General features: G+C 63.8%; 22 protein-coding genes and 1 pseudogene. 10 read left to right on the plus strand and 13 right to left on the minus strand.

The annotated features are described in order from the left end of the window. Positions 1–41 precede the first annotated feature (41 nt). The gene (locus tag MKZ91_RS18245) at positions 42–1,295 is read left to right on the plus strand and encodes an aminopeptidase (protein WP_336172479.1); all 1,254 of its coding nucleotides are present in this window, start codon (positions 42–44) and stop codon (positions 1,293–1,295) included. A 91-nt stretch (positions 1,296–1,386) separates the two neighbouring features. Here the strand turns inward: MKZ91_RS18245 and MKZ91_RS18250 are convergent, their stop codons facing one another. From MKZ91_RS18250 to MKZ91_RS18260, 3 genes are all read right to left on the minus strand, one after another. After that, positions 1,387–1,788, minus strand: a complete 402-nt coding sequence (locus tag MKZ91_RS18250) for a VOC family protein (RefSeq protein ID WP_336172480.1) — start codon at positions 1,786–1,788, stop codon at positions 1,387–1,389. Positions 1,789–1,810: 22 nt separating this feature from the next. Further along, on the minus strand, positions 1,811–2,443 hold the full coding sequence (locus MKZ91_RS18255; RefSeq protein WP_336172481.1) for an RNA polymerase sigma factor: 633 nt from the start codon (positions 2,441–2,443) through the stop codon (positions 1,811–1,813). A 74-nt stretch (positions 2,444–2,517) separates the two neighbouring features. Beyond that, a complete protein-coding gene (locus tag MKZ91_RS18260) occupies positions 2,518–3,396 on the minus strand; it encodes an EamA family transporter (protein WP_442892311.1) in 879 nt (292 codons plus the stop codon). Positions 3,397–3,504: 108 nt separating this feature from the next. Between MKZ91_RS18260 and MKZ91_RS18265 the strand changes: the two genes are divergently transcribed. Further along, positions 3,505–3,987, plus strand: a complete 483-nt coding sequence (locus MKZ91_RS18265; RefSeq protein WP_336172482.1) for a MarR family winged helix-turn-helix transcriptional regulator — start codon at positions 3,505–3,507, stop codon at positions 3,985–3,987. A 22-nt stretch (positions 3,988–4,009) separates the two neighbouring features. On the opposite strand, the gene MKZ91_RS18270 is transcribed toward MKZ91_RS18265, so the two are convergent. After that, complete coding sequence (locus MKZ91_RS18270; RefSeq protein WP_336172483.1) at positions 4,010–4,600, minus strand: NAD(P)H-dependent oxidoreductase; 591 nt, start codon at positions 4,598–4,600, stop codon at positions 4,010–4,012. A 174-nt stretch (positions 4,601–4,774) separates the two neighbouring features. Then, the gene (gene xseA / locus MKZ91_RS18275) at positions 4,775–6,385 is read right to left on the minus strand and encodes an exodeoxyribonuclease VII large subunit (RefSeq protein ID WP_336172484.1); all 1,611 of its coding nucleotides are present in this window, start codon (positions 6,383–6,385) and stop codon (positions 4,775–4,777) included. A gap of 261 nt (positions 6,386–6,646) precedes the next feature. Here xseA and MKZ91_RS18280 point away from each other — a divergent pair. Both MKZ91_RS18280 and MKZ91_RS18285 read left to right on the plus strand, forming a co-directional pair. Then, a pseudogene (locus MKZ91_RS18280) lies at positions 6,647–6,832 on the plus strand (glycosyl transferase); the annotation flags it as partial. Positions 6,833–6,993: 161 nt separating this feature from the next. Next, the gene (locus MKZ91_RS18285; protein ID WP_336172485.1) at positions 6,994–7,140 is read left to right on the plus strand and encodes a hypothetical protein; all 147 of its coding nucleotides are present in this window, start codon (positions 6,994–6,996) and stop codon (positions 7,138–7,140) included. A 110-nt stretch (positions 7,141–7,250) separates the two neighbouring features. Here the strand turns inward: MKZ91_RS18285 and MKZ91_RS18290 are convergent, their stop codons facing one another. Next, a complete protein-coding gene (locus MKZ91_RS18290) occupies positions 7,251–8,030 on the minus strand; it encodes a helix-turn-helix domain-containing protein (protein WP_336172486.1) in 780 nt (259 codons plus the stop codon). A 125-nt stretch (positions 8,031–8,155) separates the two neighbouring features. Between MKZ91_RS18290 and MKZ91_RS18295 the strand changes: the two genes are divergently transcribed. After that, positions 8,156–8,563, plus strand: a complete 408-nt coding sequence (locus MKZ91_RS18295) for a hypothetical protein (RefSeq protein WP_336172487.1) — start codon at positions 8,156–8,158, stop codon at positions 8,561–8,563. A gap of 76 nt (positions 8,564–8,639) precedes the next feature. On the opposite strand, the gene MKZ91_RS18300 is transcribed toward MKZ91_RS18295, so the two are convergent. Then, positions 8,640–9,626 carry a Gfo/Idh/MocA family protein gene (locus tag MKZ91_RS18300; RefSeq protein ID WP_336172488.1) on the minus strand — a complete coding sequence of 329 codons (987 nt, stop codon included), beginning with the start codon at positions 9,624–9,626 and terminating at the stop codon, positions 8,640–8,642. A 200-nt stretch (positions 9,627–9,826) separates the two neighbouring features. Between MKZ91_RS18300 and MKZ91_RS18305 the strand changes: the two genes are divergently transcribed. Both MKZ91_RS18305 and MKZ91_RS18310 read left to right on the plus strand, forming a co-directional pair. Further along, positions 9,827–10,777 (plus strand): aldo/keto reductase, encoded by a 951-nt coding sequence (locus tag MKZ91_RS18305; RefSeq protein ID WP_336172489.1) that lies wholly within the window; start codon positions 9,827–9,829, stop codon positions 10,775–10,777. A gap of 19 nt (positions 10,778–10,796) precedes the next feature. Then, positions 10,797–11,270, plus strand: coding sequence for a GNAT family N-acetyltransferase (locus MKZ91_RS18310; protein ID WP_336172490.1), 474 nt, complete (start codon positions 10,797–10,799; stop codon positions 11,268–11,270). Here MKZ91_RS18310 and MKZ91_RS18315 read toward each other — a convergent pair. Both MKZ91_RS18315 and MKZ91_RS18320 read right to left on the minus strand, forming a co-directional pair. Beyond that, positions 11,222–11,857 (minus strand): hypothetical protein, encoded by a 636-nt coding sequence (locus MKZ91_RS18315; RefSeq protein WP_336172491.1) that lies wholly within the window; start codon positions 11,855–11,857, stop codon positions 11,222–11,224. The two genes, MKZ91_RS18310 and MKZ91_RS18315, sit on opposite strands and share 49 nt — an antisense overlap. Before the next feature lie 111 nt (positions 11,858–11,968). Further along, entirely contained in the window at positions 11,969–12,859 is an 891-nt protein-coding gene (locus MKZ91_RS18320; RefSeq protein ID WP_336172492.1) for a LysR family transcriptional regulator, read from the minus strand. A 251-nt stretch (positions 12,860–13,110) separates the two neighbouring features. On the opposite strand from MKZ91_RS18320, the gene MKZ91_RS18325 reads away from it, so the two are divergent. The 3 genes from MKZ91_RS18325 (at position 13,111) to MKZ91_RS18335 (ending at position 14,925) form a co-directional block, all read left to right on the plus strand. Continuing rightward, entirely contained in the window at positions 13,111–14,106 is a 996-nt protein-coding gene (locus MKZ91_RS18325) for an aldo/keto reductase (RefSeq protein WP_336172493.1), read from the plus strand. 103 nt (positions 14,107–14,209) lie between these two features. Further along, complete coding sequence (locus MKZ91_RS18330; RefSeq protein WP_336172494.1) at positions 14,210–14,572, plus strand: nuclear transport factor 2 family protein; 363 nt, start codon at positions 14,210–14,212, stop codon at positions 14,570–14,572. Further along, on the plus strand, positions 14,569–14,925 hold the full coding sequence (locus MKZ91_RS18335; protein ID WP_336172495.1) for a glyoxalase: 357 nt from the start codon (positions 14,569–14,571) through the stop codon (positions 14,923–14,925). Before MKZ91_RS18330 ends, MKZ91_RS18335 begins: the two co-directional genes overlap by 4 nt. Before the next feature lie 208 nt (positions 14,926–15,133). Here MKZ91_RS18335 and pheT read toward each other — a convergent pair whose 3' ends face one another. From pheT to rpmI, 4 genes are all read right to left on the minus strand, one after another. Next, positions 15,134–17,560, minus strand: a complete 2,427-nt coding sequence (pheT, locus tag MKZ91_RS18340; RefSeq protein WP_336172496.1) for a phenylalanine--tRNA ligase subunit beta — start codon at positions 17,558–17,560, stop codon at positions 15,134–15,136. A 124-nt stretch (positions 17,561–17,684) separates the two neighbouring features. Further along, positions 17,685–18,767, minus strand: a complete 1,083-nt coding sequence (pheS, locus tag MKZ91_RS18345; protein WP_336172497.1) for a phenylalanine--tRNA ligase subunit alpha — start codon at positions 18,765–18,767, stop codon at positions 17,685–17,687. Between the two features lie 272 nt (positions 18,768–19,039). Next, positions 19,040–19,444, minus strand: a complete 405-nt coding sequence (gene rplT / locus MKZ91_RS18350; RefSeq protein ID WP_230807925.1) for a 50S ribosomal protein L20 — start codon at positions 19,442–19,444, stop codon at positions 19,040–19,042. A gap of 39 nt (positions 19,445–19,483) precedes the next feature. Further along, positions 19,484–19,687 (minus strand): 50S ribosomal protein L35, encoded by a 204-nt coding sequence (gene rpmI, locus MKZ91_RS18355; RefSeq protein WP_077962740.1) that lies wholly within the window; start codon positions 19,685–19,687, stop codon positions 19,484–19,486. Positions 19,688–19,817 lie beyond the last annotated feature (130 nt).

Consider the following 19,817-nt stretch of genomic DNA (forward strand, 5'->3'; position numbering starts at 1 on the left):
TCTAAGTCTTCTTCTTCCGAATTCAGAAAGACAGGCAGTCCATGACCTATCCCGCCAATACGCCCAACCCCATCGATCCGGTAAAACTCGAAAAGCTTGCGGAAGTCGCAATCCAGATCGGGCTGCAGCTTGAGCGCGGCCAGGATCTGGTGATGACGGCGCCGGTCGCAGCAATGCCGCTGGTGAGGCTGATCACCAAACACGCCTACAAGGCGGGCGCGGGCCTGGTGACCACGCTCTATTCGGACGAGGACACGACGCTCGCACGCTATGTCTATGCGCCGGACGAGAGCTTCGACCGGGCAAGCGACTGGCTGTTCAAGGGCATGGCCGAGGCTTTTGCCGGTGGTGCTGCGCGCCTGGCGATCTCCGGTGACAATCCGATGATGCTGTCGTCACAGGATCCGGCCAAGGTCGCGCGCGCCAACAAGGCGAATTCGATCGCCTACAAGCCGGCACTCGAAAAGATCTCCAACTTCGACATCAACTGGAACATCGTCTCCTACCCGAACCCCTCCTGGGCAAAGCTGGTCTTCCCCGATGATCCCGAGGCGGTTGCCGTCGAGAAGCTCGCCAACGCCATCTTCGCCGCCTCGCGCGTCGATGTCGCCGATCCGGTCGCCGCCTGGAAGGAGCACAATGCCAATCTCGCCCGGCGCTCGGCCTGGCTGAACGGCGAGCGCTTTGCGGCGTTGCACTTCACCGGCCCCGGCACCGACCTGACGGTAGGGCTTGCCGACGGTCATCTGTGGTGCGGCGGCGCGTCCGAAGCCAAGAACGGCATTACCTGCAACCCGAACATCCCGACCGAGGAAGTGTTCACGACGCCGCATGCGCTGCGGGTCGAGGGTCATGTTTCCTCGACCAAGCCATTGTCGCACCAGGGCACGCTGATCGACAATATCCAGGTGCGCTTCGAGGGCGGCCGCATCGTCGAGGCAAAGGCGTCGCGCGGCGAAGAGGTGCTCAACAAGGTGCTCGACACCGACGAAGGCGCGCGCCGGCTCGGCGAAGTGGCGCTGGTGCCGCATTCCTCGCCGATCTCGGCGAGCGGCATCCTGTTCTACAACACGCTGTTTGACGAAAATGCCTCGTGCCACATCGCGCTCGGCCAGTGCTATTCCGGCTGCTTCATCGACGATGCCAAGCTCACGCCGGACCAGATCCGCGCCCAGGGCGGCAATTCGAGCCTGATCCACATCGACTGGATGATCGGTTCGGGCGAGGTCGACATCGACGGCGTGCGCGCCGACGGCAGCCGCGCCCCCGTCATGCGAAAGGGCGAATGGGCCTGATCAAAGTCCCGGCTACAAACCGGTCCCACCAACCATAATGCCTAGGCCGCCGCTCGAATGCGGCGGCCTTTTTCTTGATACGCCCGGCCGCTCACCCGCCTGCGGCGCGTTTCACGCGCGGCATCTCCGCCGACTGGTAGAGCGACAGGACGTGGCCATCCGGATCGGCGAATTCCGCCGACCAGCCACCCGGCGCATGGCTGACCGGCGTGACGATCGTCGTGCCCTTTTCGGCAAGACCGCCGACCACATCATCGATGCCGCCTTCGGCGAGATCGAAGACGATGATCGGTGAGTTGCCGGGTTTGCTTTCGGCGACGAAGAACAGCAGTTCGACATTGCTTTCGATGGTGGCGATCAGCCAGTCATTGCCGGCGCCGTCATCGTCCATGCGCTGGACGCTTAAGCCCAGAACATCGCGATAGAAGGCCTCTGTCCGGGCGATCTCCTTCACGTAGTAGCAGACGGCTCCGATACGCGGTTTCGACAGCATTGCTTGCTCCCTTTTCTGATGGTTACGCCGGCTTGTTGCCGCCGGTTGTCGTTTCGTGAGAGGCGCGCGAAGAAAAACTGACCGCGAAGAGATGGCCGTCGGGATCATGGCTCGCGAACGCCGCCCGGCCGTGGCGTGTCACCGGCAGAAGCGCCTGGCGGATGCGGCCACTTTCCAGCGGGTAACGCAGCCCGGTCAGTTCCAGGCCCGGTTCGCTGTAGCCAGCGTCGCGCCAGGCACGCCGAAGCACGAGGATACGCTGACGCAAGGCCTCGTCGGAGATCTTCAGGAGGTGGCGGATCTCAATCCGGTTGTGGCCGGCGATGGCAAGGAGCATCACGATCCTGAGACTGGGTGTCAGTGTGGCCGCAAATCTCAGCGGATCGCCGGACGCCGCCGCGCCTTGGCCCTCCGGCGCGAACGCCTGCTGCTCGCGCCGGAGACGCCGTGCCGCCGTGCGCGCCTGCATGGCGGCGAGCTTGCGGATGACGCCGCAGAACCAGGCGCGATCGTCGCCGGTGGGGAAGCGCCTGGCCTTGAGCGCGACGATCAGCGCTTCGTGCAGAAGATCCTCCGCTTCGGCGGCGCGACGGGTCTGGCGCCGGGCGAAGCGGAGGAGATCGGAATAGTTCGCCGGCGTGAGGTGCTCGGTCATGAGGGGCAGCGCTTGGTGAGGATTGACATTTCCGGCACTGTGAAGCGCGTGCCCTTTGGTTGCAAGTCCGGCCCTCAAGCGCGGGCCGGTCGCGCCTTCGGCGCCAGTTGCGCCCGCTGGCTGAGCCAGACGCTTGCGAAGACGACGAGGATGCCGAGGGCCTGGGCCGGCGTGAGCTGTTCGCCAAGCACGCCCCAGCCTAGCAGGATTGCCACGACCGGACTCAGGAAACCGAGCGGCGAGACGGCGGACGGTTCAAGCCGCGACAGGCCGCGGAACCAGAGCAGATAGGTGAAGGCCGCGCCGATCAGGCCGAGATAGGCAAGGCCGAGAATATTTGCCGTGGTCAGCGACGGCAGCGACGGTTCGAAGAACAGCGCCACCGGCGCGAGCAGCAGACCGCCGGCCGCCAGCTGCCAGGCGGTGAAGGTGAGCGGCGGCACCGGCGGTGCCCAATGGCGGCTGAGCACGGTGCCGAAAGCCATGGAAACCGCGCCGGCAAGACCGGCGAGCACCCCGAGCGGATCGAGTTTGGCGCCCGGCGTCAACACAAGGAGGGCCACGCCGACAATACCAGCGAGACCAGCGATGACACTGAGCGTGCGGATGGGCGAGCCGAGAAAAACACGGGACAGCACGATGACAATCAACGGCTGGACGGCGCCGACGGTTGCGGCAACGCCGCCTGGCAATCGGTAAGCCGAGACGAACAACATCGCCCAGAAAAAGGAGAAGTTGAGCGCGCCGAGAACGAAGGTGCGCGGCCACCAGATGCCCTCAGGCAGCCGCCGTACGATCAGCAACAGCAGCAGCCCGGCGGGCAGGGCGCGCAGCATGGCGACTGTCAACGGGTAGCCGGCCGGCAGAAACTGCGTTGTGACGAGATAGGTGCTGCCCCAGATGGCCGGCGCCAGCGCGGTCAATGCGAGGTCGAGGTTGCGGTTGGCGATCATATCTTTACCTCAAGAATCTCTATATCAAGATAAATTGAGGCTATCACAGTTTATCTCTACGTCAAGATACTCTATAGCTGGCGACAGCAACGGTGGAGGCTAGGCATCATGGATCGCGTCGACAGGATTTTGGCCCAATGGAATCGGGAACGGCCTGATCTCGACGTTTCGGCCATGGGCCTTCTTGGCCGGCTCTCGCGGCTCTCGACCCATATTGGCCGCGAGATCGAGAAGACCTTTGCCGAACGCGGTCTTTCCGCATCGAGCTTCGACGTGCTCGCCACGCTCCGCCGGTCCGGCCCGCCATTCCAGCTTTCGCCGGGCGAACTGCTGGATACGACCATGGTCAGTTCCGGCACCATGACCAACCGCATCGACCAGCTGGAGAAGGCTGGCCTGGTCGAGCGGATCGCCAATCCGGAGGACCGCCGCAGCGTCATCATCGCCTTGACCGAGGAAGGACTGCGGCGCGTCGAGGAGGCGGCAACCGCCCATGTGGCAAACCAGCACCGCGTGGTTTCGAGCCTCTCGCAAAAGGAGCGGGAAACCCTCGACGCCTTGCTGCGCAAATACCTCGCTACGTTCGAATAGGCGGGGACGCGTCAGCGCACAGTCAGATTCGCCCGACCAGTGCCCGTACACGCGCCAGATGCGCCTGGCGCTTGGCGTCGGTCGCCCGGTCCATGTCGTGCAGGCTGAGCATGCGGAAGTTCAGCCCCTTGGCGCAGAAGGCAGCGATGCCGCGCCTCAACAGCCGCCTTACGGGATTGCCCATGTAGAGATGCACCACCCACCAGGGCGAGCCAGTCGTCGTCAGCGCCCAGAAGAGCTTGATGTTGTTGAGGCGCGGGATGATGCGGCCGCCGGCCGGATCGTTGTCGAAGGCGACGCCCGGCGCAAAGACACGATCGAAGAAGCCCTTCAAGATCGCCGGAAAATTGAACCACCACTGCGGAAAGACGAGGACGAGGCCATCGGCCGCCTGAAGGCGCGAAATCCAGTCGGCCGCCGCGGACCAATCATATTTATCGGTGAGGTAGCTGCCGCGTTCTGCCACGCTGAGGCGCGGATCGAAATCCTCGCGATAGAGATCGAGCAGGTCCACGGAATGGCCGTTCGCCTCCAATACAGCGCGCGCTTCACGCGCGACGCTCGCGGCGAAACTGTCTTCAAGCGGGTGGGCGAGCACGAGAAGAATGCGCATGGTTTTCCCGAACAGATGACGAGGACGTTTGCCGGATTCAGATTGAAGATCGGTGATAGCCTGCGAATTGTCTACTGCATGTTTCCTTCAATCGCAGCCGACTAAAGGACGAAAACATGCAGCACTTCAATGTGCTCGAGCGACCTTTGCGCGTCTGATAAGACGCGCGGCGCTTTAGAACAGGCTGCCCTGTTTTGGCGGGTTGCCAGTCGGCTCCGACGCCTTCGCCGGCACCGGCTTCTTGCGGGGTGCCGGGGCCGGAGAAACCGGCTCGTCACCGCCCTCGCCTGCTGTTGCCGAGACGCGACCGTCGGCGAACTCAAGGCTCAGCGCCATGCCTGGCGCGACGGCAGCGGCCTGGCGTACCGGACCGCCATCGGCATCACGCACCAGCGCGAAACCGCGCTGCAGGACGTTGCGATAGGAGAGCGACTGCAGGATGCGATCCTGGGCGACGATGACACTCCGCAGCCGGCGAACGTCGGCACGGACGGCCGCGTCGGAGCGGGCGGCAAGCCCGGTGACGCGATCGGATGCCCGATGGATCTGGCCGATCAGACGTGACGGCAGCGCACGCAGCGCGGCGTCCGCCGCCGACACCCGTGCCTCGCCACGATGCACCTGTCGCTCGACGATGCGCTCGGCCTTGTGCATGGCGTCGACAAGGCGCTGGCGGCGCTCGGAGAGCTTGCCCTTGAGAAGATCCGCGCGCAGCTCGGCCGAGACCCGCTCGAACTGGCGGCGCTTGTTGGCGGTATTCATCGTGAGGCCGCGTCCAAGCCCGAGGGCGGCCTCGTCGAAGCGGCGGCGCGGCAAGGCGAGCAATTGATCGAGCGACGGCAGGGCACGTGCCAGTGCCCGCACCGACTGGCGGCGATTGTCCATCTGCCGACCGACCGCCGCCTTGAGGCGCGCCGAGAGGCCGGAAACGCTCGCTTCGAGATCGGCCTTGACCGGCACCGCCATCTCCGCGGCACCCGTCGGTGTCGGCGCACGTTGGTCGGCGGCGTAGTCGATCAACGTCCAGTCGGTCTCGTGGCCGACGGCAGAAATCAGCGGGATCCGGGAGGCCGCCGCGGCACGAACCACCGCCTCGTCGTTGAAGCCCCAGAGGTCTTCGAGGCTGCCGCCGCCACGGGCGACGATCAGCACGTCCGGCCGCGCGATCGGCCCACCGGGTTCGATGTCGTTGAAGCCGCGGATCGCTGCCGCCACCTCGTCACCCGAACCGTCGCCCTGGACGCGCACCGGCCAGACGACGACATGCACCGGGAACCGATCGGCGATGCGGTGCAGGATATCGCGGATGACGGCGCCGGTCGGCGAAGTCACGACGCCGATGGCCCTGGGCATGTAAGGCAGCGGCCGCTTGCGGTTGGCGTCGAACAGCCCTTCCGCCGCCAGCTTGCGCTTGCGCTCTTCGAGCAGCGCCATCAGCGCGCCGGCTCCCGCCGGCTCCATCGATTCAATGGCGATCTGGTACTTCGACGATCCGGGGAAGGTCGTGACCTTGCCGGTCGCGATCACCTCCATGCCCTCTTCCGGGCGGAAGCGCAGGCGCGAGAACGTGCCCTTCCAGATCACCGCATCGATGCGCGCCCGGTCATCCTTGAGCGCGAAATAGGCGTGGCCCGACGAATGCGGGCCGCGATAGCCGGAAATTTCGCCGCGCACGCGCACCTGGTCGAAGGCCTGCTCGACCGTTCGCTTGATCGAACCGGAAAGCTCTGACACCGAATATTCGGTGAGGTTGCTCGGAGAATCGCTGTCGAAGAAAGAAGCCATGGCTTCTTTTACCGCACCCGTCGCCGAAGGCCAGTCTATCCGCTGCGCTTTCACCCGAGCTGCCGCGGCGTCACAGCCTCACGGCTTCAGAGCGTAGAGCCGGATGGGCGTCTGGGGCGATGTCGGCAAGGAACCACACCGAGCACGCCAAGACCGCAGGCCCCGAGGGCGACCAGTCGCACGCTTCTCGGGCGCCGGCTTGCCAGGATGGCGGCGAAGACAAGCGACATGCCGCCGGTCAGCGCGAAGGCGTAAAAGGCGATCGCCGGTGCGACCGTCGTGCGCGAACGTAGGCAGGGCAAGGGGCACGTGGTACGCCGCATGCTCGCCGACATCGATGCCGACATCTATGTCATGGCCGACGGCGACAGCACCTATTGCCCGACGGACGCGGAGGACCTCATCCGCACATTGATCACCGAGCGCGCCGACATGGTGGTCGGAACCATCGCCTATTCGTTCATGGCGCTGACCTTCTGCCTGGTGCCGCTGCTTGCTGCCGTCTTCCTCGGCGAAGCGGTGACGCTGCGCTACGCCGCCGGTGCCCTGCTGATCATCAGCGGCAAGATCATCATCAACTCGTAAGCGAGCCCCGGGATCAGCGCCTCATGGTCGTCATCGCTTCCTTCCTTCTCGGCCTTGCCGCCTGCGGCCTGAAATCGGCCCGCGCCTGCCTGTTCGCCGGCAACGCATTGCTGGCGCTTGCAGCGACGGCTGGCGACTGGATCCAGGTTGCCGCCGCGGTCGGCGCCTAACATGGGCATCGCGCTTGCGCTGTGTGGCACCATCGCCGTCACGACGCGCCGCGACAGCTGAGCCGACGCAACTGCGGACCGGACGTCCTCAGGCGCGTTTCCTCGTCCCCTCACCCTTTCCGTTCGAAAAACGCCTTCGTCTCGTCGTCCGCCGGGAAGAAGGATTCAATCAGCACGCCTTCCACCAGCGCATCCTGGGTCGAGCCGAAGGTCTGCAAAGTGGTGATGAAGCTCAGCCGCAGGCCACCGACATCAAGATCGATCGGCAGCACCGGCAGCCTGTCGGTATCGGGATGGTTCTCGAGTGCCTTCTCTACCGCAGGATCGGACGCGACCTTTTCGAGGCGTTTGCCGAGGCGGCTGCGCGGGCCCTGCAGCCAGGCTTCGGTGCGCACGCGTTGCACCAGATCGGCAGCAGCCGCTTCCCAGTTGACCACGAGCGCGCGCACCTTTTCGTTGCCGAGGAAGGCATCGAGGAAATTCTCTCCGGGGCTGAAGGGCACGTCGGCTGCCGCAGCCAGGGCAGCCAGCGCCGGATTGACGACGAGCAGCGTGTATTCGTGATCGAGCACCAGACCGGGATAGGGATCGTGACGGGCGAGAATAAGCCTGATGGCATTGGCGACGACCGGCGGCATGGCGTCGAGCCCCGCGGCGGAGCGCGTCGCCATACGCGGTCGATAGCCGGCTGCAGAAAACAGTGTCCCCTGATCGCGCGCCGGGATGTCCAGCACCGAAGCCAGCCGCAGGATCATTCCCTCCGACGGCTTTGAGCGACCGGTCTCAAGAAAGGACAGGTGCCGCGCCGAGATGCCGGCCGCGACAGCCAGATCGAGCTGGCTCATGCGGCGGTGCCCGCGCCACTCCTTCAGGTGATTGCCGAACTGCATGTGATTCTCCCTATTCACCTGCAGGTTGGCGCCTCCCGCGCGTAAAATCCATTACCTCCAAGGTAATTGGATTGATGACGCCGAACCGGCAGCATCCGGCCATCGACAAACGATTGGAGCCGCACATGTTGACCCTTTCCAACCGCAGCCTGCTCAACAAGACCTTCCTTGCCGATGGCGCATTTTCGCTGCTCGTCGGGGCAATCCTCATCTTCGACGCCGCCGCGCTTGCCGCCCTCATCAGCCCGGCCGCTACAGCCGTGATGATGAAACTTCTCGGCGTCGGGCTGATCGCCTGGGGGATCTTCCATCTGTCGGCCGCCCGCAACGGTGGTCCGGTATCGGCAGCCGCCCGGATCAGCATCGCCGGTGATATCCTGTGGCAAGTCGCGAGCCTCGCGCTTCTGGCGACGGCCTACAGCGTGCTGACGCCGGTCGGCATAGGGCTGGTGATCGTCGGCCTCATCGGTGTCGGCGACTTCCTGTTCTTCAAGCTGAAGGGCTTTGGCCGCGAACGCGCAACGCTCGCCTGACCCGGCAGAAACGACAAGAGCCCGCCGACTTTCATCGGCGGGCTCTTGTCGTACGCGTGAGGTCGCAGACGAAAAATCAGATCTTCTCCCAACCGTCCTTGTCGCTGGCGCGGTAGATCGCGTCGATGAGCTTCTGGTTGAGCCGCGAGTTCTCAAGCGTCACGACTTCTTCCGGCTCGCCCTTGGCGGCGCGCGAAAAGGCTTCCGCCTGCAGCTTGTACTGACGCGCATCCTGGAAGCGGAAGAGCTGCGACTGGGCGTGGTTCTGGTTGGTGAGCTCGACTTCCTCGCGGCCGTAGCGATCGGCGTTGAACGGCGACTTCACCTCGATGAAACCCTTGTCGCCATGGAAGACCATGACCTGGCGGGCGGCTAGCTGGGTGGAGATGTAGAAGCTCAGCTCGAAGTCGCCGAAATCGGCCCGCACGCTCGAATAGATGTCGGTACCGAACTCCGGATCGCGATCGGTGCTCGCCTGCACCCGAACCGGCTCCTTGCCGGTGACAAAGCGGGTGGTGATCGTCGGGTAGACGCCGATATCCGGCAGACCGCCGCCACCAAGGGCTGGAATGTTGCGCATGTTGCCGGGGTCGCGGTTGTAGTAGGTGAAGGCGCCCTGGACATGGCGCAGCCGGCCGATCGCACCTTCGGCGATCAGCGAGCGAACTTTCCGCCAGACCGGGCTGTAGGTGACCATGAAGGCCTCGGCGATCAGCACGCCGTTGCGGTCGCGTGCGGCGATCAACGCATCGATCTCGGAGGCGCGCAGCGCAATCGGCTTTTCACAGAGCACATGCTTGCCGGCGTTGGCGGCTTTCACCGACCATTCCACATGCTGCGATGTCGGCAGCGGGATATAGACCGCGTCGATGACGTCGGAGGCCAGCATTTCCTCGTAGGAACCGAAGGCGTGCGGCGCCGAGAAACGATCGGCCATGGCGCGTGCCTTGGCAAGGTCACGACTGGCGACCGCCGAGACGACGCAGTTCTCCGCGTCCTGAATGGCCGGCACGACGAGATCGCGGCCGATCCTGGCCGTCGACAGAATTCCAAAGCGTAACATGGCAAAGCTCCCTGATTTGGTGACCGAGACTAGCGTCGAGGTACGTACCTATCAAGCGGCCGTTGTCGTTCGACCGAGTAAAACGCTATCGCAGAAAAATGCCGGACAGCGGGTGACAATGTCAGCTTTTCTGCCCTATCTTTCCCTTCGCAATCCTCCCGATCGCACTATGCCTACATCCAGTCCAATGGAGCGAAACCATGGAAAAACTGAGACTTGGCCGTACTGACCTCGAAATTGCACCCCTCGTCTTCGGCGGCAACGTCTTCGGCTGGACCGCCGACGAGAAGACCTCATTCGCCCTGCTCGACGCCTTCTTCGATGCCGGTTTCAACGCCATCGACACGGCCGACGTCTATTCCTCCTGGGCACCGGGCAACGAGGGCGGCGAGTCCGAAGCGATCATCGGCAAATGGCTGAAACAGTCGGGCCGATCGCGCGACAAGGCGGTCATCGTCACCAAGGTTGGCTCCGAACTCGGCCCCGACCGCAAGGGGCTTTCGCGCCGCTGGATCCTGCAGGCGGTCGAAGATTCGCTGAGACGGCTGCAGACCGACTACATCGACCTTTATCTCTCGCATTGGCCGGATCCGGAAACGCCCTACGAGGAAACGCTTTCGGCCTATGACCAGTTGCTCTCGCAGGGCAAGGTCCGTCACATCGGCGCATCCAATCTGAACTCGCTGCAGCTGCGCGACGCGCTCGACGTTTCCGCAAACCAGGGCCTGCCGCGATATGCGGTGCTGCAGCCGGAGTACAATCTCTACGACCGCGACGCCTTCGAAGGGCCGCTGCGCGACCTCTGCATTGCCGAGGAGATTGGCGTCATCAGCTATTTCGGGCTGGCGCGCGGTTTTCTCTCGGGAAAGTACCGCACACACAAGGATCTCGAGGGGTCGGCACGGGGCAGCGGCGTCGAAAAATATCTCGACGGGCGCGGCATGCGCATCCTCGGCGTGCTCGACGACATTGCCGCCGATACGGGCGCAACCCAGGCCGAGATCGCGCTTGCCTGGATCAGGTCCCGCAAGGGCGTCACCGCGCCGATCGCCAGCGCCACCAGCCTTGCGCAGTTGCAGAGCCTCATTCGTTCGGCCGAACTGACGTTGTCGGGCGAGGCGATCCGACAGCTCAACGACGTTGGCGAATGACCGAAGAACGACAGCGGTAATGGCATTGACGGTACGCGCGGCAACGCAGAACGACGCAGCAGACTGGCGCCGGCTCTTTGCCGGCTACGTCGCCTTTTCCGGCACCGAGCTGGCAGAGGACATCATCGACCTTACCTGGCAGCGGTTGACCGATCCGTCAGCGCCGCTCTTTGCGCGCCTAGCGATCCTTGACGGGGAGACGATCGGCTTTGCCATCTGCCAGGAGCAGCTCGCCACCTTCTTCCGGCGCCCGATCTGCTACATCGAGGATCTCTATGTCGATCCTTCGGCCCGCGGCCAAGGTGTGGCACGGGCGATGATCGACCACCTGATCGCACTTTGCCGGGACAAGGACTGGGATCGGCTCTACTGGTATACGGAGGCCGACAACCAGACGGCACGACGGCTCTACGACCGCTATTCTGGCACCGACGAGCATGTGCGCTACAAGGTCAATTTCGGCACGGTCCTGAAATCCGGAAACGCGGCATAGGCGTCGGCATGACTGCCGGCCTGGTTTGCCATTCCCGATTTCGTCAACACCCCGCGCGGCTCGACAAAGCTCATGATCCGGCGCGCCGGCCGCTCGTGCCACTGGATGTTGAAGGCCCAGAGCTTCGGAAAGAAGCACAGCGATGCATAGGGCAGATGGTCGTGGATCCACCAGGCGATCGACTGCCAGCCGCCAATGTCGCCGCGCCGGTCCCAGACCCAGGGGATGACGATGCAGGCGGTGGCGCCGATGCATCCGTCGGCGTCGCGCATGTCCCAGATGTGGTCGGCGGCGGAAGCGGCATTGGTCGAGCAGTTGAGGCCACTGGCATTGCCGAAGCCGTTGACGGCGCGGTTGCGGTAGCCCGAGCGTATCACGAGACGGCCGAAGGTCGCCTCCAGCGGCTCCAGCAGTTCCTCGCAGAGACGCCGGCCCGCCTCGATTGCCAGTTCCGGATCATCAGGAATGTTGGGGATGCGGTAGAAGTCGGCGATCTCCGAATGCAGGAACTCACGGAAGAAGAAGTTGCGGGACAGCCGCACGCGGCCGAGGTCTTCAAGCCCCTTCATCGATCCGGGTTTCTTCATGCGCCTTCCTCTCCCTGTTCCAACCATCCAGCACGCATCGCAAGGCTCCAGACGTGAGCCGTTGGCATTCCAGATCATGCCACATCGCGCCACCCGATTCCGGTTCGGCCGCTATCGGCTGTGCCGGAAGAAATCGATGAAGGCGCGCAGGGCCGGTCGCATCTGCCGGCGGCTCGGATAATAGAGATAGGGACCGGCATAGGGGGCGCACCAATCTACCATCACGCGCTCGAGCCGGCCTTCCGCGATCGCCGTCTCGACGCGGGAGACAAACAGGTAGGCAAGTCCGGCCCCACCCATGGCCGCCTTGATGATCGGGCGATCTTCGCCAAGGATCAGGGGGCCTTCGACGGACACGGCGAGTTCCTCGCCATCCTTCTCGAACTCCCAGCGATAGAGCGTGCCGTTGGAAAAACGCCGACGGATGCAGCGATGCTGTGCCAGATCACGCGGATGCTGCGGCCGGCCATAGCGCGCGAAATAGTCCGGCGATGCGACGACCGCGCTTTCGAGCTCCGGTCCGACCTTGACGGCGATCATGTCTCCTTCGAGGCTTTCACCGAGCCTGATGCCTGCGTCATATCCCTCTTCGACGATGTCAGTAAAACCGTCCTCGTTGGCGATTTCGAGTACGATTTCGGGATAGAGATCGAGAAAGACACCGAGCCGCGGCGCAAGGATGAGGTCGGCCGCAAAACGCGGCGCGGTGATGCGCAGGTTACCGGCTGGGCGTTCGCGCGCGTCGGCGGCCGCTTCGAGCGCATGGGCAATCTCGTCGAGCGCCGGCGCCAGCCTTTCGAGCAGCCGGCGCCCTTCCTCCGTCGGCGCGACGCTGCGTGTGGTGCGCGAAAGCAGGCGAATGCCGAGGCTCGCCTCCAGACTGCCGACGGCGTGGCTGACGGCCGAGGGCGCGACGCTGAGTTCACGCGCGGCACCGCGAAAGCTGCCATGGGCGGCAACGGCGGCAAGAACCGCGAGTTGGGAGAGCTGGGTTCTGTTCATTGATCTAAATAATAGAACAGCCCGTGAGAATTGACAGTGATTTTCAAAGCACTGGTCGCAGGCCTATTCTTTATCCGTCGCCGACTTTGGAAACGGAGCGAGGAGCCCCACCCGAACGGACGGCAATTCTGAGCTCGCCGCTCACCCGCGAGGGACGCGTCAACTCCGATCACCACTTCACGCCTCGAACCAATGGACGCGCGCTCCCGACGCGTTTGCTTCGAAGCGTTTCAGCGAGACAAGGAAACGACATGAAGACCCGCAAACTCGGAAGTGACCTCACCGTCTCCACCATCGGCCTCGGCTGCATGGGCATGAGCTTTGCCTATGGCGCCAGCGACGAGACCGAATCCATCCGCACGCTGCACCGCGCCGTTGATCTCGGCGTCACCTTCTTCGACACGGCAGAAGTCTATGGGCCGTTCGAGAACGAAAAACTGCTCGGCCGAGCCTTGGTATCTGTGCGTGACAGGGTGACGATCGCCACCAAATTCGGCTTCCGCATCGAGCCGGGGGTGCCGGCAGCCCAGGCGATCAAGGGCGTCGACGGACGGCCGGAGCATGCAAAGGCGGTGGCCGAAGCCTCACTGAAGCGGCTCGGGACCGATGTCATCGACCTCTACTACCAGCACCGCGTCGATCCGACAGTGCCGATCGAGGAAACGGTGGGGGCAATGGCAGAGCTGGTGCGCGAGGGCAAGGTGCGGGCGCTCGGCCTCTCCGAGGCCAGTGCCGCCACCATCCGCCGCGCCCACAAGGTCCACCCGATCGCCGCCGTCCAGAGCGAGTATTCGTTGTGGTCGCGCGATCCGGAGGAAGACGTGCTTTCCACCTGCCGCGAACTGGGCATCGGCTTCGTGCCTTACAGCCCGCTCGGGCGCGGCATGCTGACGGGGGCGATCCGCAAGGCCGATGACCTCGAAGCCGGCGATTTTCGCCGGTCGCTGCCGCGCTTCCAGGCGGAAAATTTCGACGCCAATGCGCGCCTCGTCGAGACGCTGGCCGCCCTTGCGCGCGAAAAGGGCGTGACCGCCGCCCAGTTGGCGCTCGCCTGGGTGGTCAACCAGGGCGACTTCATCGTGCCGATCCCCGGTGCACGCAAGCTCGACCACCTGGAGCAGAACGCGGAAGCCGCGGAAATCACGCTCAGCGCCGATGAGCTCGCCCGGCTTGCAGAGGCGCTGTCGCCAGCACTTGTCGCCGGAAAGCGCTACACCGACGCATCCCTGGCGCTCACCAACCGCTGAGCCAATTGGCCCCGCCTCCCACCGGAGGCGGGGAAATTCCCCATCGAAATTTCGGCCGGCCGCACTACCTCTGATCTGACGGCAACAATCCGGAGGAGCGGGAATGTCCGACGAGCAGGCGATCAGCGCGGTGGTGCACCTCTATGTCGACGGCATGGCATTTGCCAACGAAGGGGCGCTGCGCAAGGCGTTTCATCCCGACGCAGCGATCATCGGCAACTACAAGGGCGCGCTCGAATGGACGACGCGCGACGGTTTCATCAAGTCGATCCTCGAGACCGGCGCCGCGCCGCCCGGAACGCAACCGGAGATGGACGTGCAGATGATCGACCTGACCAGTGGCGCTGCCACCGTCAAGGTCGTCGACAGCTTTGCCGGCGAGCGCTTCACCGACTATCTGTCGCTGGTGAAAATCGATGGACGCTGGGTGATCGTCAACAAGATCTTCCACCTGCACAACGCATGACCGCCATCGACGAACACGTGCAGCCAGTTGGCCGGCTGCTTGGCATCGATCACGTGCAGCTTGCCATGCCCGAAGGCGGCGAAGGGGCGGCGCGCGGCTTCTATGGCGGACCTCTCGGCATGGTCGAAGTTGCCAAGCCGGCCAATCTGTTGGCGCGCGGCGGCTGCTGGTTCGAGGCGAGTGGCATTCGCCTGCATCTCGGAAGCGACAGGACCTTCGCGCCGGCACGCAAGGCGCATCCTGCTTTCCTGGTTGACGACCTCGACCGCCTGATCCTGCGGCTCGAGGAGTCAGGCGTGGCAATCGTTCACGACGAGCCGCTCGTCGGCTACGCTACTGCATGTTTTCTTTAATCGTAGCCGATTAAAGGACAAAAACATGCAGCAATTCAAAGTGCTACAGCGTCCTTCGCGCGTCTGATAAGACGCGCGGCGCTGTAGATGCTTCGTCAGCGATCCCGTCGGCAACCGGACAGAACTGATGCAACGGACAGAGTGACCGCCAAAAGAAGCGGCCGCTGCGGTGCAGCGGCCCTTTGCATGTCGATCGTGTGGGCTGCGGTCAGGCGCGCAGCACGCCGCCGGTCGTCTTCGTCACATTGGCGACGATCTTGGCGGTCAGCGCCTCGAAGTCCTCGTCGGTCAGCGTGCGCTCGACCGGCTGGATGGTGACTTCGATGGCGATCGACTTCTTGCCTTCACCGAGCGACGCGCCTTCGAACACGTCGAAGACGCTGACGCCGGTCACCAGCTTGCGGTCGGCGCCGGAGGCCGCGCGCAGAATGGCGCCCGCTTCCACCGTCTTGTCGACGACGAAGGCGAAGTCGCGCTTCACCGCCTGGAACGGCGACAGATCGAGCGCCGGCTTGGTGCGGGTCGCCTTCTTCTTCGGCTCGGGCAAGGCATCGACATAGATCTCGAAGCCTGCGAGCGCGCCGGAGACATCAAGCGCTTCGAGCGTCTTCGGGTGGAATTCGCCGAAGGTGCCGAGCACGATCTTCGGGCCCAGCTTGATCGTGCCGGAGCGGCCCGGATGGTACCAGGCGGGGCCGCCCGGTTCGAACTGGACATTGCCCATCGGCACGCCGCAGGCTTCAAGCACGGCAATCGCGTCGGCCTTGGCGTCGAAGACGTCGACCGGCTTGCCACCGCCCTTGGCGGCATTCGACCAGAGACGGCCGGCGCCGGTGAGCGAGGCCGTGCCGCGGCGGATGCCGCCGGCAACACGGCGCTGGGCCTCCGGCGTGTCGCCTTCATAGGTGCCGGACACTTCGAACAGCGCGACATCGCCAAAACCCTTGTCGGCGTTGCGCTGGGCAGCGGTCAAGAGACCCGGCAGCAGCGAAGGGCGCATGTCGGACATGTCGGCAGCGATCGGGTTGGCGAGCTTCAGGGCAGCGGAGCCTCCGCCGAAGAGCTTGGCCTGATCTTCCGAAATGAACGACCAGGTGACGGCTTCCAGCATGCCGCGGCTTGCAAGCGTGCGCTTGGCAAGGCGGGTGCGGATCTGCAGCGTCGTCAGGATCTTGCCGTTGACGGTGCCATGGCTCGGCAGCGGCGATGCGACGATGTTGTCGACGCCGTGGATGCGCATGACCTCTTCGACGAGATCGGCCTTGCCGTCGACATCCGGGCGCCAGGACGGAACCGACACCTTGAAGCGCTCACCGGAGCCTTCGACGCCGAAGCCGAGCTTCTTCAGGATCGAGATGCTCTCGTCCGAAGAAACCTCAAGGCCGGTCAGGCGCTTCACTTCGGAAACCGGGAAGTCGACGATCTTCGGCTGATAGCCGGCGTAGCCGACGATCTCGGCCTTGGCAGCCTTGCCGCCGCAGAGCTCCAGCACCAGTTCGGTGGTGCGCTCGAGGCCCGGCACCATGTATTCCGGGTCGACGCCGCGCTCGAAGCGGTAGCGCGCATCGGTGATGATGCCGAGCGTGCGGCCGGTCTTGGCGATGTTCATCGGATCCCAGAGCGCCGATTCGATCAGCACGTCGGTGGTGTTTTCGTCGCAACCGGAGTGTTCGCCACCCATGACGCCGCCGATCGACTCGATCGACTTCTCGTCAGCGATAACGACGTTGTTGGGTCCAAGCTTGTATTCGCGCTGGTCGAGCGCCAGCACCGTCTCGCCGTCCTTGGCGCGGCGAACCGTCAGGTTGCCCTTGACCTTGGCGGCGTCGAAGACGTGCATCGGCCGGCCCTGATCGAAGGTCATGTAGTTGGTGATGTCGACCAGCGCGTTGATCGGGCGCAGGCCGATCGCCAGCAGCCGCTGCTGCATCCACTTCGGCGACGGGCCATTCTTGACGCCGCGCACCAGCCGCAGCGAGAAGCCCGGGCAAAGATGCGTGTCTTCGCCGAGATCGAGCGTCAGCTTGGTGGGCGTGTCACCCTCGACAGCGAACGAAGGTGCCTTCCGCGCCTTCAGCGCGCCGAGGCCCGAAGCCGCGAGGTCGCGGGCAATGCCGTAGACGCTGGTGCAGTCCGGGCGGTTGGGCGTGAGGTTGATCTCGATCATCGGGTCGTCGAGACCGGCGTAAGCGGCATAGCTCGCACCAACCGGCGCATCGGCAGGAAGATCGATGATGCCGTTATGATCGTCGGAGATCTGCAACTCCTTTTCCGAGCACATCATGCCGCGGCTTTCGACGCCGCGGATGGTGCCGACGGCAAGCGTCACGTCGATACCGGGAACGTAGGTGCCGGGTGCCGCGAAGGCGCCGACGAGGCCGGCGCGCGCATTCGGTGCACCGCAGACGACCTGGGTCGGGGCGCCCGAACCAGTGTCGACCATCAGCACCCGAAGCTTGTCGGCGTTCGGATGCTGTTCGGCCGAGACGACCTTGGCGATGACGAAGGGCTTGAAGGCGGCCTTGTCGTCGACGTCTTCCACCTCGAGCCCGATCATCGTCAGGCGGGCGCAGATCTCTTCCAGCGAAGCGTCGGTATCAAGGTGGTCCTTGAGCCAGGAAAGCGTGAATTTCATGATTTCACCTGTGTCCTCGAGCATTTCCAGCGAAGCGCAGAAACGCTCTATCCCTTTGTTTTTCGCATTTCCGGACGGAAAACCGCTTCGCACTTTTCCTGGAAATGCTCCAATTTCTACGCGATCAGGCCGAGAGACCGCCGAACAAGGTCGGCATGTCGAGCGGACGGAAGCCGTAATGGGTCATCCAGCGAACGTCGGCGTTGAAGAAGTCACGCAGGTCCGGCATGCCGTATTTGAGCATGGCGATGCGGTCGAGGCCCATGCCCCAGGCAAAGCCCTGGTACTCGTCCGGATCGAGGCCGCCGGAGCGCAGCACGTTCGGGTGCACCATGCCGCAGCCCAGGATCTCCATCCAGTCGGTGCCTTCGCCGAACTTGACGATCGGGCCGGAGCGGTCGCACTGGATATCGACCTCGAAGGACGGCTCGGTGAAGGGGAAGAAGGACGGGCGGAAGCGCATCGTCACCTGGTCGACCTCGAAGAAGGCCTTGCAGAACTCTTCCAGCACCCAGCGCATGTTGGCGACATTCGCGGTCTTGTCGATCACCAGGCCCTCGACCTGATGGAACATCGGCGAATGGGTCGCGTCGGAATCCTGCCGGTAGGTCTTGCCGGGGATGATGATGCGGATCGGCGGCTTTTGCGCTTCCATGGTGCGGATCTGCACCGGCGAGGTGTGGGTGCGCAGCACCTTGCGCTCACCCTTTTCATCCGGATTGAAGAAGAAGGTGTCGTGCATCTCGCGGGCCGGATGGCCCTCGGGGAAGTTGAGCGCCGTGAAGTTGTAATAGTCGGTCTCGATGTCCGGGCCTTCGGCGATCGAGAAACCCATGTCGCCGAAGATCGCGGTGATCTCGTCGACGATCTGGCTGATCGGATGAATACGGCCGCGTTCCGCCGGCGATGAGCGCACCGGCAGGCTGATGTCGACGGTCTCACGCGCCAGGCGGTCGGCGATCGCCTGATCCTTCAGCGCCGACTTGCGGGCAGCAATAGCCTCGGCCACGGTGTTCTTCAGCGCGTTGATCTGTGCGCCGCGGGTCTGGCGCTCTTCCGGCGACATGGTGCCGAGCGTCTTCAGGAGTTCGGAGATCGAGCCCTTCTTTCCGAGCGCATTGACGCGCACGGCCTCGATCGATCCTTCATCGCCTGCGGCACCGATGTCCGCCAGCAGTGTCCGTTCCAGTGTTTCCAGTTCGCTCATTCTGTCCTGCCTCGATGCGGGAATGGGTTCGGTTCTATATCGGCTGAAGTCTTCAGGAATATGATCGCGCCGCGGTCGCGAAGGATGGCAGTGCAAGGGCGACGGACGAGGGAGCCGGAGGCCGGCCCCAAACGTCGTCAAATGGCGGAACCGGCACCGGTTCCTTTCGATCGTCTCGCACGTTCATCTCGCGAAATAAGAAAAACCCGCGCTAGCCCTGCCAGCGCGGGTTTCCCAACGAATTTTAAGTACGGCTTTGGGAAAACGCTGGCTTAACGGACAGCGCTTTCAAACTCGTTCGTCGTGCCGGCGTCCTTGAGGTAGGCAAGCGCCTTCTTGGAAGCTTCGACGAGGGCGCCGAATGCTGCCGGCTCATGGATCGCCATGTCGGACAGAACCTTGCGGTCGACTTCGATGCCAGCCTTGTTCAGGCCGTCGATGAAGCGGCCGTAGGTCAGGCCGAATTCGCGGACAGCTGCGTTGATGCGCTGGATCCAGAGAGCGCGGAAGTTGCGCTTGTTTACCTTGCGGTCGCGGTAAGCGTACTGCTTCGAACGGTCAACCGCAGCCTTTGCAGCGCGGATGGTGTTCTTGCGGCGGCCGTAGAAACCCTTGGCTGCCTTGAGTGTCTTCTTGTGCTTGGCGTGGGCGGTAACGCCGCGTTTTACACGTGCCATGTCATGATCTCCTTAACGTATCCAATAGGCCTGAAAGTCTTAGAGACCGTTCGGCAGGTAGTTCTTGACGACCTTCTTGCCGTCAGGCTCGGCGAGAACCATGGTTCCACGCGCGTCGCGGATGAACTTGTTGGTACGCTTGATCATGCCGTGGCGCTTACCAGCAGCGGCAGCACGAACCTTGCCGGTCGCGGTGATCTTGAACCGCTTCTTGGCAGACGATTTCGTCTTCATCTTGGGCATTTTGCTACTCCATTGTTCTTAAGAATTCGAAACGGACAGACGAGGTCCATTTCCAGCGTTAAGAACGGCCACGGCATGCCCTGCCGGACCGTTCGGACGGGGGCTTATAACCGCACATCCGAAAAAGCGC

The organism is Ensifer sp. MJa1 (assembly GCF_037026475.1).
Taxonomy (GTDB): Bacteria; Pseudomonadota; Alphaproteobacteria; order Rhizobiales; family Rhizobiaceae; genus Ensifer.

Coding starts and splice junctions, on each gene's coding strand:
- MKZ91_RS18245 (WP_336172479.1), top strand. CDS start 42: ATGACCTATCCCGCCAATACGCCCAACCCCATCGATCCGGTAAAACTC.
- MKZ91_RS18250 (WP_336172480.1), bottom strand. CDS start 1,788: ATGCTGTCGAAACCGCGTATCGGAGCCGTCTGCTACTACGTGAAGGAG.
- MKZ91_RS18255 (WP_336172481.1), bottom strand. CDS start 2,443: ATGACCGAGCACCTCACGCCGGCGAACTATTCCGATCTCCTCCGCTTC.
- MKZ91_RS18260 (WP_442892311.1), bottom strand. CDS start 3,396: ATGATCGCCAACCGCAACCTCGACCTCGCATTGACCGCGCTGGCGCCG.
- MKZ91_RS18265 (WP_336172482.1), top strand. CDS start 3,505: ATGGATCGCGTCGACAGGATTTTGGCCCAATGGAATCGGGAACGGCCT.
- MKZ91_RS18270 (WP_336172483.1), bottom strand. CDS start 4,600: ATGCGCATTCTTCTCGTGCTCGCCCACCCGCTTGAAGACAGTTTCGCC.
- xseA (WP_336172484.1), bottom strand. CDS start 6,385: ATGGCTTCTTTCTTCGACAGCGATTCTCCGAGCAACCTCACCGAATAT.
- MKZ91_RS18285 (WP_336172485.1), top strand. CDS start 6,994: ATGGTCGTCATCGCTTCCTTCCTTCTCGGCCTTGCCGCCTGCGGCCTG.
- MKZ91_RS18290 (WP_336172486.1), bottom strand. CDS start 8,030: ATGCAGTTCGGCAATCACCTGAAGGAGTGGCGCGGGCACCGCCGCATG.
- MKZ91_RS18295 (WP_336172487.1), top strand. CDS start 8,156: ATGTTGACCCTTTCCAACCGCAGCCTGCTCAACAAGACCTTCCTTGCC.
- MKZ91_RS18300 (WP_336172488.1), bottom strand. CDS start 9,626: ATGTTACGCTTTGGAATTCTGTCGACGGCCAGGATCGGCCGCGATCTC.
- MKZ91_RS18305 (WP_336172489.1), top strand. CDS start 9,827: ATGGAAAAACTGAGACTTGGCCGTACTGACCTCGAAATTGCACCCCTC.
- MKZ91_RS18310 (WP_336172490.1), top strand. CDS start 10,797: ATGGCATTGACGGTACGCGCGGCAACGCAGAACGACGCAGCAGACTGG.
- MKZ91_RS18315 (WP_336172491.1), bottom strand. CDS start 11,857: ATGAAGAAACCCGGATCGATGAAGGGGCTTGAAGACCTCGGCCGCGTG.
- MKZ91_RS18320 (WP_336172492.1), bottom strand. CDS start 12,859: ATGAACAGAACCCAGCTCTCCCAACTCGCGGTTCTTGCCGCCGTTGCC.
- MKZ91_RS18325 (WP_336172493.1), top strand. CDS start 13,111: ATGAAGACCCGCAAACTCGGAAGTGACCTCACCGTCTCCACCATCGGC.
- MKZ91_RS18330 (WP_336172494.1), top strand. CDS start 14,210: ATGTCCGACGAGCAGGCGATCAGCGCGGTGGTGCACCTCTATGTCGAC.
- MKZ91_RS18335 (WP_336172495.1), top strand. CDS start 14,569: ATGACCGCCATCGACGAACACGTGCAGCCAGTTGGCCGGCTGCTTGGC.
- pheT (WP_336172496.1), bottom strand. CDS start 17,560: ATGAAATTCACGCTTTCCTGGCTCAAGGACCACCTTGATACCGACGCT.
- pheS (WP_336172497.1), bottom strand. CDS start 18,767: ATGAGCGAACTGGAAACACTGGAACGGACACTGCTGGCGGACATCGGT.
- rplT (WP_230807925.1), bottom strand. CDS start 19,444: ATGGCACGTGTAAAACGCGGCGTTACCGCCCACGCCAAGCACAAGAAG.
- rpmI (WP_077962740.1), bottom strand. CDS start 19,687: ATGCCCAAGATGAAGACGAAATCGTCTGCCAAGAAGCGGTTCAAGATC.